This window comes from Nocardiopsis sp. NPDC050513, assembly GCF_044457925.1.
GTDB lineage: Bacteria > Actinomycetota > Actinomycetes > Streptosporangiales > Streptosporangiaceae > Nocardiopsis.
In genome coordinates, this window is sequence record NZ_JBITHK010000003.1 from 452,826 (window position 1) to 465,379 (window position 12,554).

General features: G+C 72.3%; 14 protein-coding genes. 4 read left to right on the forward strand and 10 right to left on the reverse strand.

Annotation, left to right across the window (positions count from 1 at the left end; all coding sequences use genetic code 11):
• Positions 1-31 precede the first annotated feature (31 nt).
• The 4 genes from ACIBFB_RS07330 to ACIBFB_RS07345 all read right to left on the reverse strand — a co-directional run bounded on the left by ACIBFB_RS07330 (position 32) and on the right by ACIBFB_RS07345 (position 4,538).
• Positions 32-1,240 carry a sensor histidine kinase gene (locus ACIBFB_RS07330; protein WP_397227264.1) on the reverse strand — a complete coding sequence of 403 codons (1,209 nt, stop codon included), beginning with the start codon at positions 1,238-1,240 and terminating at the stop codon, positions 32-34.
• On the reverse strand, positions 1,237-2,493 hold the full coding sequence (locus ACIBFB_RS07335) for a sensor histidine kinase (RefSeq protein ID WP_397227266.1): 1,257 nt from the start codon (positions 2,491-2,493) through the stop codon (positions 1,237-1,239). Before ACIBFB_RS07335 ends, ACIBFB_RS07330 begins: the two co-directional genes overlap by 4 nt.
• 138 nt (positions 2,494-2,631) lie before the next feature.
• Positions 2,632-3,480, reverse strand: coding sequence for an ABC transporter permease (locus ACIBFB_RS07340; protein ID WP_397227268.1), 849 nt, complete (start codon positions 3,478-3,480; stop codon positions 2,632-2,634).
• A gap of 62 nt (positions 3,481-3,542) precedes the next feature.
• Entirely contained in the window at positions 3,543-4,538 is a 996-nt protein-coding gene (locus tag ACIBFB_RS07345; RefSeq protein WP_397227270.1) for an ABC transporter ATP-binding protein, read from the reverse strand.
• Between the two features lie 148 nt (positions 4,539-4,686).
• Here ACIBFB_RS07345 and sigJ point away from each other — a divergent pair, with 148 nt between their 5' ends.
• Complete coding sequence (sigJ, locus tag ACIBFB_RS07350; RefSeq protein WP_397227272.1) at positions 4,687-5,637, forward strand: RNA polymerase sigma factor SigJ; 951 nt, start codon at positions 4,687-4,689, stop codon at positions 5,635-5,637.
• Complete coding sequence (locus ACIBFB_RS07355) at positions 5,634-6,221, forward strand: peroxiredoxin-like family protein (RefSeq protein WP_397227274.1); 588 nt, start codon at positions 5,634-5,636, stop codon at positions 6,219-6,221. Before sigJ ends, ACIBFB_RS07355 begins: the two co-directional genes overlap by 4 nt.
• A gap of 63 nt (positions 6,222-6,284) precedes the next feature.
• Here the strand turns inward: ACIBFB_RS07355 and ACIBFB_RS07360 are convergent, their stop codons facing one another.
• The 4 genes from ACIBFB_RS07360 to ACIBFB_RS07375 form a co-directional block, all read right to left on the reverse strand.
• A complete protein-coding gene (locus ACIBFB_RS07360) occupies positions 6,285-6,512 on the reverse strand; it encodes a hypothetical protein (protein WP_397227276.1) in 228 nt (75 codons plus the stop codon).
• Positions 6,509-6,733, reverse strand: coding sequence for a hypothetical protein (locus tag ACIBFB_RS07365; RefSeq protein ID WP_397227278.1), 225 nt, complete (start codon positions 6,731-6,733; stop codon positions 6,509-6,511). The genes ACIBFB_RS07360 and ACIBFB_RS07365 overlap by 4 nt, the downstream gene beginning before the upstream one ends.
• 70 nt (positions 6,734-6,803) lie before the next feature.
• Entirely contained in the window at positions 6,804-6,929 is a 126-nt protein-coding gene (locus ACIBFB_RS07370; protein WP_397227280.1) for a hypothetical protein, read from the reverse strand.
• The gene (locus ACIBFB_RS07375) at positions 6,926-7,291 is read right to left on the reverse strand and encodes a hypothetical protein (RefSeq protein WP_397227282.1); all 366 of its coding nucleotides are present in this window, start codon (positions 7,289-7,291) and stop codon (positions 6,926-6,928) included. Before ACIBFB_RS07375 ends, ACIBFB_RS07370 begins: the two co-directional genes overlap by 4 nt.
• A gap of 188 nt (positions 7,292-7,479) precedes the next feature.
• On the opposite strand from ACIBFB_RS07375, the gene ACIBFB_RS07380 reads away from it, so the two are divergent.
• Together ACIBFB_RS07380 and ACIBFB_RS07385 are read left to right on the forward strand one after the other, a co-directional pair.
• Complete coding sequence (locus ACIBFB_RS07380; protein ID WP_397227284.1) at positions 7,480-8,331, forward strand: helix-turn-helix domain-containing protein; 852 nt, start codon at positions 7,480-7,482, stop codon at positions 8,329-8,331.
• Positions 8,332-8,343: 12 nt separating this feature from the next.
• A complete protein-coding gene (locus tag ACIBFB_RS07385) occupies positions 8,344-8,523 on the forward strand; it encodes a DUF397 domain-containing protein (RefSeq protein ID WP_397227286.1) in 180 nt (59 codons plus the stop codon).
• A 112-nt stretch (positions 8,524-8,635) separates the two neighbouring features.
• On the opposite strand, the gene ACIBFB_RS07390 is transcribed toward ACIBFB_RS07385, so the two are convergent.
• Entirely contained in the window at positions 8,636-9,700 is a 1,065-nt protein-coding gene (locus tag ACIBFB_RS07390) for a methyltransferase domain-containing protein (protein WP_397227288.1), read from the reverse strand.
• 371 nt (positions 9,701-10,071) lie between these two features.
• Positions 10,072-12,279 (reverse strand): (Fe-S)-binding protein, encoded by a 2,208-nt coding sequence (locus ACIBFB_RS07395; protein WP_397227290.1) that lies wholly within the window; start codon positions 12,277-12,279, stop codon positions 10,072-10,074.
• Positions 12,280-12,554: the final 275 nt, after the last annotated feature.

A 12,554-nucleotide genomic window follows, 5' to 3' on the forward strand; every position in this document is an offset into this window, starting at 1 on the left:
GGGTCACCGGCGGTGGGCGCGCGGGACGCGCTCACAGGGGCAGGACGGCCCGCAGCAGGAAGCCGCCGTCCCCGGTCCGCGCCGCCGACAGCGAGCCGCCGCCCGCCGCGACCCGCTCCGACAGCCCCGCCAGCCCGTTGCCCGAGGCCGCCTCCCTCCGCTCACCGGACCGCGCGCGGTCGTTGGCCACCTCCACGACCAGCGCCCGCGGACCCGCGCTGGCGTCCGCGGTCCGCGTGAACACGATCCGGCACCGGGTGGCGTCGCTGTGCCGCAACACGTTGGTCGCGCCCTCGCGCACCACCCACGCGGCCAGCGCCGCCGCCCCGGGCGAGGCCTCCACGCCGTCCAGCCCCGTGACCGTGACCTCCGTCCGGTCGGCGCGCAGGACCGCGCTCACGGACGCCACCTCCTCGGCCAGGCTGACCTCCCGGTAGCCGCTGACCGCCGCGCGCACCTGCGCGAGCGACGTGCGCGCCAGCGCCCGGACCTCGGCGATCTCCGCGGCCGCCCGTTCGCGGTCCCGTCCGGCGAGCCGCGAGGCCAGTTCCGCCTTGACCGCGAGCGCCGACAGGCTGTGCCCCAGCAGGTCGTGCATGTCCCGGGAGAACCGCAGCCGCTCCTCCGTCACCGCCAACCGGGCCCGCGCGCGCTGGCCGGCCACCGCGTCGTTCACGATCTCCCAGAGCCACACGCAGGTCAGCATCCCCACGCACAGCATGAGCGCGTACACGATCCCCAGCGCCCACGTCACCAGGAACGGGACGATCTGGACGTCCACCTGGGTGAACGGGATGAGCAGCCACGGCAGGGCCAGGGTCAGCGCGCTGACCGCCGCCCCCCGGCGGCGCGAGGCGACGAACACGACGACCGCCCACCACAGCGCGAGCACGATCACGCGGTGGAGGGGCGACTGGACCGCCGCGCAGCACAGCACGATCAGGACCACCGACCCCCAGTACGGGCCGGGGGCGGGCTCGCGCCGCCCGTCCAGCCTGCCCAGGAAGAGGAGGTGCAGCAGGACGGCCGCCCCGACCGCGAGGGGCAGGGCGACGACGGAGGGCCACAGCGCGATCCCCTCCACGGCCGCCGACACCGCGTCCAGGAGTACGAAGAAGACGAACAGGGCGTCGAGCATGGACATCGACGCCACGAGTGCCCGCCGGGCGACGCGGATCCTCCGGTCGGCTCCCGCGTCCTCGCCGTTCCCGCCCCGGCCCGTGCCGAGTCCGCCGGTCACCGCGCTCCCCTCTCCGCCAGGGCGGTCTCACCGGTCTCCGCCGTCCGCCGTCCCACGGGCAGCACGGCCCGTACCAGGAAGCCCCCGTCCCCGGTCCGCGCCGCCGACAGCGAGCCGCCGCCCGCCGCGACCCGCTCCGACAGCCCCGAGAGGCCGTTGCCGAAGACCGTGCGGTCCCCGGACGCTCCTCCCGCCCGGTCGTTGGCCACCTCCACCACGAGCGTCTCCGTCCCCGTGCCCGGGTCCCTGGTCGACGTGAAACCGATCCGGCACCGGGTGGCGTCGCTGTGCCTCAGCACGTTGGTCACCGACTCGCGCACCACCCACGCGGCCAGCGTCTGGGTGTCCCGGGGCAGGTCCAGCCCGTCCAGTCCGGTGACGACGGCCTCGGCCCGGCCGGCGCGCACCAGGGCGGTCACCGACTCCACCTCGTCGGCCAGGCGCACCTCGCGGTACCCGCTCACGGCGCAGCGCACCTGCTGGAGGGAGGTGCGGGCCAACGCCTGGACCTCCGCCATCTCGGCCGCCGCCCGCTCCGGGGACGCCTCCAGCAGGCGCCCGGCCAGCTCGGACTTGACCGCGAGCGCCGACAGGCTGTGCCCCAGCAGGTCGTGCATGTCCCGGGAGAACCGCAGCCGCTCCTCCGTCACCGCCAACCGGGCCCGCGCGCGCTGGCCCTCCACCGCGTCCGTGGTGGCGTCCCACAGCCAGAGGGAGGCGGCGGAGGCGCCCGCCATCAGCAGCGCCTGGAAGAACGCGACGACCCACATCACCGCGAACAGGGCCACGGAGTGCTCCCCGGGGGACAGGGGCAGGTACAGCCAGGTCACGACGGCCAGGGCGGCGGTCACCCGCGCCGTGCGCCGGGTCGGGGCGGCGAACACGGCCAGCCCCCACCAGACGCCGACCGTGAACAGGGCGAACACCGGGTTGGCCATGAGCGCGTAGGTCGCGCAGACCAGCCCGAGCGAGCCCCAGTAGAGCCACGGATCCGCGTTCCGCCGCGCGTTGATCCGCCGCCAGACGATGACACAGAGCAGCGCGGCCGCGCCCACGGCCGGAACCAGGCACAGCGTCGGCGGCCAGGGGGCCGGGTCCTCCAGCTCGGCACGGGCCACGACGTCGACCACCGGCCAGACGAGCACCCCCGACACACCGCTGAGGACCGTCACCAGGATGACGAGCCGCGCCGCCCTGAGCTTGAACCCGTAGCGCCCGTCCGTGCCGTGGGCTCCTCCCACGTCGCCGCCCACGCTGCCTCCCCGCCTCCGGTGACGGCCCGCCGCCCGCCGGGCCCCTTCGAGTATCGGTGCTCCGTGCGGCGCCCGCACGCGCGGAAGGCACCGGGGAGGGGGGTGCCTCCGCGGCGCCTCCGCGCTCGTGGCCCGGTCTCACGCCTGGCGGGGGTCCCACCGGAACACGCGCTTGACCAGCAGGGACAGCAGCACCATCCACACCAGCACCACGCCCACCTCGGGCAGCGCCGCCAGCCACAGCCCGAGGAAGCCCGTGGGCTCCGCCCCCGCGTACCCGCCGAAGACGTCGTACCCGGAGTAGGCCGCCTGGGCGAGCTGGGCCGTGGGAGCCACCGGCAGCAGCTCGACCGCCTGGCGCACACCGTCGGGCAGGAAGTCCAGCGGGAAGTACACGCCGCCCAGGAGCAGCAGGCCCATCATCGGGAGCACGGACACCATCTGGGCGCTCTCGGCGTTGCGCACGTACGGCGTGACGAGCAGGCCGACCAGGGTCATCACGGCGGCGTTCAGCGCCACGGCCACCGCCAGCATGAGCGGGTCGCGCGGGGTCTCGCCGAGCAGCACGGCGATCAGGCCGACCATCACGACGGCGGCGGCCAGTGAGAAGAGGACGATGATCGCGGTCGTGGCGCCGAAGACCACCAGCGGGGGCACGCCGCTCACCCTCAGCCGCTTGAGCACGAGGGACTCGCGGCGGGCGGCGAAGACGTTGGAGGCGTGGCCGACGCCGACGAACACGCCGGTGGTGCCCAGCACCCCGGCCATGGCCAGCTCGGCCGAGCTGACTCCGTCCAGCACCTCGGAGGCGGGCATCTGCGAGGTGAGGAGCAGGAACAGCAGCGGCATCGACAGGATCCACCAGGCGGTCTTGTACCGCACGAACAGGGTGAATTCGGTGCGGGTCAGCCTCAGTGTCCGCCGGACCCAGTGGAGGGAGGGGCGGGTGGTCGGCGCCTGCGCGGTGGTCGCTGTGGTGGGGCTCACGGTGGCTCCTCGGGTGGGACGCGCCGGGGGCGGCGCGGGTCTCGTCGGGGATGGGACGGGGGTCAGACCAGGTCGGCGGCGCCGTCGGCGACGCTGAGGAAGACGTCCTCCAGGGAGGCGCTCCGGACCTGGAGGTGGCGCAGGGTGGTGCGCCGCTCCCCGGCCCAGGCCAGGAGGGCCGCGACCGCGTGGTGGGCGCGGTCGGCCACGTCCGCGTGCCTGACGGTGTAGGTGGCCCAGAGGGCGTGGTCCCTGGTCTCCACCGCCAGGTCGGCGCCCTCCAGAGCGGGCAGGTCGTCCGTGCTGACGTCCTCCGGGACGGCGAAGGCCACCCGGTCGCCCCAGCCCTCCACCACGTCCGCCAGCGTGCCCTCGACGCGCACCTCGCCGCGGTGCATGATCGCGAGCCGGTCGGCGAGCCGCTCGGCCTCCTCCAGGTAGTGCGTGGTCAGCAGGATGGCCACGCCGTCCTTCTTCAGGTCGGAGAGGGTCCGCCAGGTCTCGATCCGCGCCTCGGGGTCCATGCCCGTCGTCGGCTCGTCGAGGTAGAGCACCTCGGGGGCGGTCACCAGGGCCAGGGCGAGGTCCAGGCGGCGCTTCTGCCCTCCGGACAGCTGGCGGACCGGGACCGCGCGCTTGTCGGTGAGGCTCACCATGTCCAGGACCTCCCCGGCGCCGCGCGGCTGGGCGGCCAGGTCGCGGGCGAGGTCGACGGTCTCCTGGACGGTCAGGTCCTCCATCAGGCCGCTGCCCTGGAGGACCGCGTTGGTGCGCTCGCGGATCGCGGCGGGTTGGCCGTAGGGGTCCTCGCCGAACACGCGGACGGTGCCGGAGCTGGGGCGGCGGAACCCCTCCAGCGTCTCGATGGTGGTGGTCTTGCCCGCGCCGTTGGTGCCGAGGAGGGCGAACAGCTCGCCGGGGCGGATCTCGAAGGAGACGCCCCTGACCGCCTCGAAGTCGCCGTAGTGCTGCCGGAGGCCGCTGACGGCCACGGCGGGTCCGCCGGTCGCGGCGCTCGTCGGGCCGTCGGGGGCTGCGGTGTGCGCTCTCGTCGTCATGTCCACCATGCTCGCGAACCGCGTCCACGCCGACCAGACGCCGTTGTCACCGCCTCGCCGTGCGGAACCACCCGGCTTCGGCACTGACAGATGTCACGTTCCGGGGCCCGTCCCCCTCCCAGAATGGGACCACGACGAGGAGGCCCCCATGCCCCAGACCGATCCGCCCCGAACCGATCCCCCGACCGTCCCCGACACGGCCCTCCGGGAGGCCACGGACCACTACGTCGACCACCGCGAGCTGCTGTTCTCCGTCGTCTACGGCATGCTCGGCACGGTCGCCGACACCGAGGACGTCCTCCAGGAGACCTGGCTGGCGTGGTCCGCGCGCCACCGGGACCGCACGGCGCCTCCCGTCGGGCACCCCCGCGCGTACCTGGTCCGCGTGGCCGTCAACCAGGCCCTGGCGCGGCAGGAGGCCGTCCGCCGCCGCAGGGAGTCCTACCTCGGCCCGTGGCTGCCCGAACCGCTCGTCACCGGCGAGGACGCCTCCGCGGAGGTCCTGCGGACCGAATCGGTCTCGCTCGCGCTCCTCGTCGTCCTGGAGTCGCTCTCGCCGCTGGAGCGCGCGGTGTTCGTCCTCCGCGAGGTCTTCGGCTACGGGAACACGGAGATCGCGGGCATCCTCGGCCGCACCCCGGCGGCCGTCCGCCAACTGGGCCGCCGCGCCCGCCGGCACGTGCGCGCCCGGCGCCCCCGCTACGAGGCCGATCCCGGACTTCAGCGGGCCGTGACCGGCAGATTCGTCGAAGCGGCCCTGAGCGGGGACGTCGCGACCCTGATGGAGGTCCTCGCCCCTGACGTGACCATGTGGAACGACGGCGGCGGCAAGGTCCGCAGAGCGAGCCGCCGTCCGATCGAGGGGCGCGACAGGGTCGCCCGCTTCCTCGTGGGGATCGCCACCGGCCGTGACCCGATCAGGGAGTTCACGCACGAACTGGTCAACGACACCCCAGCCGCGCTGCTGCTCCGCGAGGGGGAGCTCTTCGCCGCGGTCGTGCTCGACCTGCGAGGCGACCGCGTCAGCGACATCTACACCGTCGCCAACCCCGACAAGCTCGCCCACCTGCGCCCGTCCACCGCCGGGAGGACCTCGTGACCCACCCAGAGAACCCGCCCCGCCTCTCCCCCGGCGACACCGTCCCCCCGAGGGAGCTGACCACCATCCGCTCCGAACGCGTCCCCGTGCCCGACCCCGACCGGCTGGTCCACCTCCAGTTCCGGCGGTTCGCCGGATGCCCGGTGTGCAACCTCCATCTGCGCACGGTGGCCCGCCGGTACGACGAGATCACCGCCGCCGGCGTCCGGGAGGTGGTCCTGTTCCACTCCAGCGTCCGCGACATGCTCCCCCACCAGGGAGCGCTGCCGTTCGACGCCGTGGCCGACCCCGACCGGGAGCTGTACGCCGAGTTCGGGGTGGAGCGCGGGGTGCGCGCGCTCCTGCACCCCCGGGTGTTCACCTCGCCGCTGCGGCCCCGCAGCTGGGCGGTGATCCGCGACGGAGTCCGCGCGGGGGCGCCCCTGACCGGGTCGCCGGACGGGGACGACATCCTCGGGCTGCCCGCGGACTTCCTCGTCGGCTCCGAGGGGCGGATCCTCGCCCGCAAGTACGGAACGCACGCCGACGACCAGTGGTCGGTGGACGAGCTGCTGGCGCTGGTGCGCGGGCGGACGTCGGCCTGACGCCGCGACGACGCGGTACCGGCCGTGCCCCGGGCTGGCGGAAGGAACCGGGACACGGCCGGTCTACGGGTGGGACAGGCGGGCCTGCTCCGCGAGCAGGTGGTCCAGATCGGCCCAGGTGGCGGCTTCGATGCGGTTCACCATGCCGCGCGAACGCTGGTCGTCGGTGAGTTCGGGCAGGCACAACCGGCGCTGGGCGACCAGGCCGCCGTCGTGCGCACCGATGACCCACCGTCCACGGATGGCCGCGGCGACGCGTGCCTTGGCTCCGGAGCGCTGGTGTCGCGTCACGGCGACTCCCGGCGGGGTTCGGGGACCGTGGCCGAGAGCAGCATGTCGGTCGCGGCCTCCACGTCGCCGGACTCCAGAGCGGCATCGATCGCGATCGCCACGGCGACCGCGTTCGCCCGCGTGGTCGCCGTGCGGACCGCCTCGGCGTCGGGCGTCGCCCCGCCCGGCACCAGGAGCGCGGACCGGATGGTGTCGAGGAAGTCCTCGATCCGCATGTCCATCACCGGCCTCGCCTCCTCTTCCCGAGGGTGCGGCCGTCGGTGCCCGTCAGGTCAGCCCGTGCGCGGAGGTTCATCGGACCGCCTCCAGCCAGATCTCGACCGCGCGGGCGATCAGCGTGGAGGCGAGGATCCACGCGGGGGCGGGGTCGGCGTAGCGGCGGACGCGGTGCGCTCGGCGGCGGCGTCGCGTGGTCATGACCCCACCCCCGCGAGCTCGTGCCAGCCGCGCAGAGCGACGGCCAGGTCCTCCAGGTCGACGGACGGTGTCTCCGGAGGCGCGGTGACTCCGAAGGTGAGGGTGTCGTGGCGCTCCTGGACGGCGGGCCGCAGGGTGCGGCGGAGCTCGGCGGCCAGGAGGTAGGGGCGCGCGAGCGTGGGGTCGTCCACCGGGGTCGGGGGCGGCGGGGTCGACGAGACGGACGCCCGCCGGGGAACCGGGGGGCGGGGCCGGGGGATCGGGTGGCGGCCGTCCAGCGAGGCTGGCCGGAGGTTGAAGCGGGCGTGGCGTCCGCAGGGTGGGGGCCACAGCCTCAGGATCAGGTTGCGCAGGTATCGCACGGGGCGACCTCCTGTTGAGCACAGAGGGTTGACGCCGGATGGGTGGTCCGGCGGGGACGAATACAGGAACCATAATGACCTTGTCAGACTGACAGGTCAATAGGACCTCGTCAGACTGACCGGAATGACCGGTTCTGAGTAGGAGCTTTATGATCCAGAAGGCACCACCCGACCCAGCGAAGGCAGACGTGGCAGCACAGAAAGACCGACCGAGCATCGAGCGGCGCCGGTTCGCCGCCGAGCTTCGGAGCATGCGCGAAGCCGCCGGAATGACCATCGAAGAGGCACGCCTCGCGCTCGACTGGTCGTCCGGTCGCCTCAACCACATCGAGGGTGGCCGCCACTCCGTCCCAGACGTTTCGGCGCTCAAAGCCCTCTTGGACCTCTACGAGGTCAAGGACCCAGCCCGAAGAGACGCGCTCCTCGCACTGCGCAAGGAGGCCCGGCAACGGCCCTGGTGGCACGAGTACGAGGACGTCCTCGACGACGGCTACGTCGGGTTCGAGGCCCGCGCCCGCCGCATCACGGCCTTCCACCCGATCGTCGTGCACGGGCTGCTCCAGACCCCGGCCTATGCCGCCGCGTCCGCTCGCGCCTCACTGGCCCGCACGGAAGAGGAGATCGAGCGCATCGTCGAGGCCCGGATGGAACGGCAGAAGCTCCTCTCCCGACCGGACGCCCCCGAGTTCCGGTGCGTCCTCGACGAGGCCGTCCTCCTCCGCCTGGCCGTGGCTCCGGATCTCGCTCGTGACCAACTCCGCCACCTCGTCGACGTCGCCGAAGCTGTCGACACGGTCACGCTCCAGGTGTTGCCCATCAGCGTGGGCCTGCACGGCTGCATGCATGGGTCCACCGTGCTCCTCGACTACGAGGATGAGCGGGACCCCAGCCTCGTCTACCTGGAGACGCGTGGTCGAGGCACCTATCTGGATTCTTCGGCGCAGGTGGCCGACTACCGGGTCGCGCTGGACGACGTCGCCGCCGAATCCCTGTCCAGGAGCGCCAGCATCGATCTGATCAAGAGCATGATCACCGACTAGAGGTAGGCCGTCGTGCATTCATCCCGTGAGTTCCACACGTCCAGCTACAGCGCCAACGAAGCCGCGTGCGTCGAGGTGTCGGAGGGCGCCGAGACGCTCGTCCGCGACACCCGGAACAGGACGGCCGGGCACCTTGGGTTCCCCAGCGGGGAGTGGACGGCAGTCCTCCGAGTGCTCCGCCTGGCGCGCTAGCCCGAGCGTGCGGAGGCCCCCGACACGTGGTCGGGGGCCTCCGTGTACTCATCCCGCGCCGAGTCTACCGAGCGGGGGCGGACGCGACCAGCGTCCGAACGGCCCTGAACGGCTACGGGCGCGCCACCTCGTTCGTCGGATCGTCCAGCCACACGTGCTGCCCGTCCGGCGTGACCGTGAGGCCGAACCGCGTGTGCTCGGGGCTCCCGAGGCCCTTCCACCACGCGTAGGCGGCCTCCAGTTCCTCGAACAGCCGCCGTGGCCCGTGCTGGCGCACCGTGTACTCGGCAGAACCCGGTTCGATCCGCCACGACGCCCAGGACTCGGCGTAGGGATCCATCAGGTACACCGTGTACGAACCGCACTCGGGATCGTCATCGTCGAACACCACGACGGAGGTCATCGCCGGAACGCGCAGGCCCACGGCGAAGCTGGCGTCGAAGCCCCCGACCGGTTCATAGGGATGCAGACCGGTCATCAGCTCATCGACGTCGTGCTCGGGCAGCACCCGGTCCTCGACGGCCCCGTGCGGGGCACGCTGGGCACGGGTCCACATGAACGCCGCGTCCCCTCCGAAGTTCCCCTGAGCCGTCGCCCCATCGGAGCCGACGCGGAGACGGAGCAGGGTCCCGCTGTGGAAGACCGTTCCGAACGGGGTGAGGACGATCCCGGCCGGACGTGTCTGTTCGACCCACGCGTAGGGGACGGCCCGCACGGCCGCGGTGGCCACGACACGATCGAACGGCGCGTTCTCCGGGTGCCCCTTCTCACCGTCGCCGTGGACGACCTCGACCGGCCAACCGGCGCGCTCCAGTGCGGCGGCGGCCCGCTCGGCCAGCACGGCGTCGATCTCGATCGTGGTGACGTTCTCGACGCCCACGACGGAGGCCAGCAGCGCGGCGTTGTACCCGGTCCCCGTGCCGATCTCCAGTGTGCGCAGACCAGGTGAGAGATCCGCCGCGTCGAGCATTCCGGCGACGACCGCGGGCATGGACGCCGTCGACGACACGTACCCGGGCCCGCTGTCGTCCCCGTCGTCGAGCTGGACCGCGACCGGGGCGTCGGAGTAGCAGATCTCCAGCCAACGGTCGGGGTCGTCCTCGCGTCGGAGGGCCTGTGGGCGGCCGTCGGTGTCCCTGACCCAGACGGTGTCCGGGATGAACTCGTGGCGGGGCACCCTCCGAAAGGAGTCCCGCCACGCTGTGGGCATGCCCTGCGCGAGGCGGGACCGGAGAGTCTGGTCGTCGGTCACTTGTCGTCCCGCTCGTGCTTTCCGCCGCCGCTCCCTCCGTCATTGGGGGTGGGCGGGGGCGGGGGCTTGTCCTTCTGCCCGTCCCAGCGGGAGGGATCGTCATGCTTCCCCACGGGCACCTCCGGGGGTTGGGGACACCGTCACGTCAACGGTAACCGCGCGCGATCGGACTATCACAGGAATGGCCGCATGTGGCCTGACGAGCATGCACACACCCACACCAGACCTCCGACAACACGCGGGGCCGGCCCCGACCCGCAGGTCGGCGCCGGCCCCGCGCCGGGTCCGTCGTCGGATCAGGCCTCGGCGGGCTCCTTCTCCCCCGCGGCGGGGCTCTCGCCCTTGACCGAGCGCAGCAGGAGCTGGGAGACGTCCACGACCTCCAGCGTCTCCTTGGCCTCGCCCTGCGACTTCTTCTCGTTGATCGCGTCGCCGAGCATGACCTGGCAGAACGGGCACGCGGTGGAGACGGTGTCGGGGTTGGTGGTCAGCGCCTCGTCCACCCGCTCGGTGTTGATGCGCTTGCCGATCCGCTCCTCCATCCACATGCGGGCGCCACCGGCGCCGCAGCAGAAGCCCCGCTCCTTGTGGCGGTGCATCTCCTGCGTCTTGACGCCCGGGACCTTCGCCATGATGTCGCGCGGCGGCGTGTACACCTTGTTGTGGCGGCCGAGGAAGCAGGGGTCGTGGTAGGTGATGTTCTCGTCCACGCTCCGGACCGGCGTCAGCCTGCCCTCGTCCACGAGCTTGGCCAGGAGCTGGCTGTGGTGGACGACCTCGTACGTGCCGCCGAGCTGCGGGTACTCGTTGGCGAGCGTGTTGAAGCAGTGCGGGCAGCTGGCCACGATCTTGGTGACGCCCGCCTCGTTCAGCGTCTCCACGTTCTGCTGGGCGAGCATCTGGAAGACGTACTCCATGCCCAGGCGGCGCGCGGGGTCACCGGTGCACGCCTCCATGCCGCCGAGGACGGCGAACTTCACGCCCGCGATGTCCAGCAGCTCGGCGATGGCCTTGGTGGTCTTCTTGGCCCGGTCCTCCAGGGCGCCGGCGCAGCCGACCCAGAACAGGTACTCGGTGTCCGGCGACAGCTTGTCGTCGACGACCTCGACCTCGACCGGGTTCTCCTGCTCGGCGAGCTCCTGGATCCAGTCCATCCTCCGGTCCTCGGCCATGCCCCACGGGTTGGCCTTGTTCTCGAGGTTCTTCAGGAGGGTGTTGGCCTCGGACGGGAAGTTGGACTCGACCATGACCTGGTAGCGGCGCATGTCGAGGATGTGGTCGATGTGCTCGATGTCCACCGGGCACTGCTCGACGCACGCGCCGCAGTTGGTGCAGGCCCACAGCTCGTCCGGGTGGATGACGCCGCCCTCCTCCTCGGTGCCGACCAGCGGCTTGTTGAGGAGAGCGAGGACGTCGACGCCCGCGTGGCTCTCGTCGGGCTTCTCGGCGAGGGTCTCCTCGGTGATGCCCTGGAGCAGGTACGGGGCCTTCTCGTAGGCGTGCCGCTGGAGGTCGAGGATGACCTTCTTCGGCGACAGCGGCTTGCCGGTGTTCCAGGCGGGGCACTGGGACTGGCACCGGCCGCACTCGGTGCAGCTGCTGAAGTCGAGCAGGCCCTTCCAGGTGAAGTCCTCGATCTTGCCCGCGCCGAACGGGTCCTCGTCGGGGTCGGCCTCCTCGAAGTCGAGGGGCTTGACGCCGCTCTTGTCCATCATCTGCTTGGCGGCGCCGTGCGACGGCGCGCCGTCGGCCTTGCGCTTGAAGTAGATGTTGACCGGCGCGAGGAAGCGGTGCCAGCCGACGCCCATGGTGAGGTTGACCGCCAGGACGACGAAGAACGCGTAGCTGATGACCAGCTTGAACGCGGCCACGAGGGCGATGGCGGGATCGGCGACGGCGGCCTCACCGGGCAGCACGGCGCCGACCGCGTGCGAGATCGGGGTGGCCCAGACCGGGAACGGGAACTCGCCCGAGGCGACCTTGAACCCGCGGATCGCGAAGATCGCCAGCAGCAGGCCGATGATGTAGGCCTCGACGTAGTAGGCCGTCCAGTGCTTGGAGTTCATGAAGCGGGACGCGCGGCCGATCCGCTTCGGGCCGTACAGCAGGCGGTAGCCGGTCAGGCCGAGGATGCCGACGAGGCTGGCGCCCGCGATGATCTCGATGGCCAGGCCGTAGACCGTCCAGTCGTGGATCAGCGGCAGGTGGAAGTGCGGATCGAAGACCTCGCCCTGGGCCTCGATGACGGTGAACACCAGCAGCGGGAAGGAGACCATCACGAACCAGTGGGCCACACCGACCCACGGCCGCTTGAGCATCCTCGTGTGCCCGACGATCTCGACGAGCGTCATCGTGAGCCGCTGCCCGAACGGCCCCTTGCGCTCCGGCTCCACCGGACGGCCGATGCCCACGGTCCGCACGATCTGGCGAAGCGCCAGGGCGAACATGGTGAACGCGACCACGGCGAAGACCGAGGTGATGATGCCCAGTGTCAGGTACAGCATCGCCCGTGGCCTCCCATCCTGCTGTGTCGTCCGGTGCGCCACACACCGGCGGTCGAAACATATGTTACTAGTGAGTAATAGCCCGGCCGCCACCGACCCGCCCCCGCCGCGGGGACCGTCGGCGGCGCCCGCGCCGCCACCCGGGTTCGGAGCCGGGTCGCGGGACCCGGCCCCCGTCCGCGCTCCGACGCCGCTGGGCGCCGACACCACGGAACCACGCGGGCACTCCGCGGACGACCGCGAACACACCACGCACACCTTTATGTGTAGCTGAC

Bases quoted from the DNA above. Each gene is read 5' to 3' on its own strand.
- ACIBFB_RS07345 (WP_397227270.1), bottom strand. From the start codon at position 4,538: ATGACGACGAGAGCGCACACCGCAGCCCCCGACGGCCCGACGAGCGCC.
- sigJ (WP_397227272.1), top strand. From the start codon at position 4,687: ATGCCCCAGACCGATCCGCCCCGAACCGATCCCCCGACCGTCCCCGAC.
- ACIBFB_RS07365 (WP_397227278.1), bottom strand. From the start codon at position 6,733: ATGGACATGCGGATCGAGGACTTCCTCGACACCATCCGGTCCGCGCTC.
- ACIBFB_RS07370 (WP_397227280.1), bottom strand. From the start codon at position 6,929: ATGACCACGCGACGCCGCCGCCGAGCGCACCGCGTCCGCCGCTACGCC.
- ACIBFB_RS07395 (WP_397227290.1), bottom strand. From the start codon at position 12,279: ATGCTGTACCTGACACTGGGCATCATCACCTCGGTCTTCGCCGTGGTC.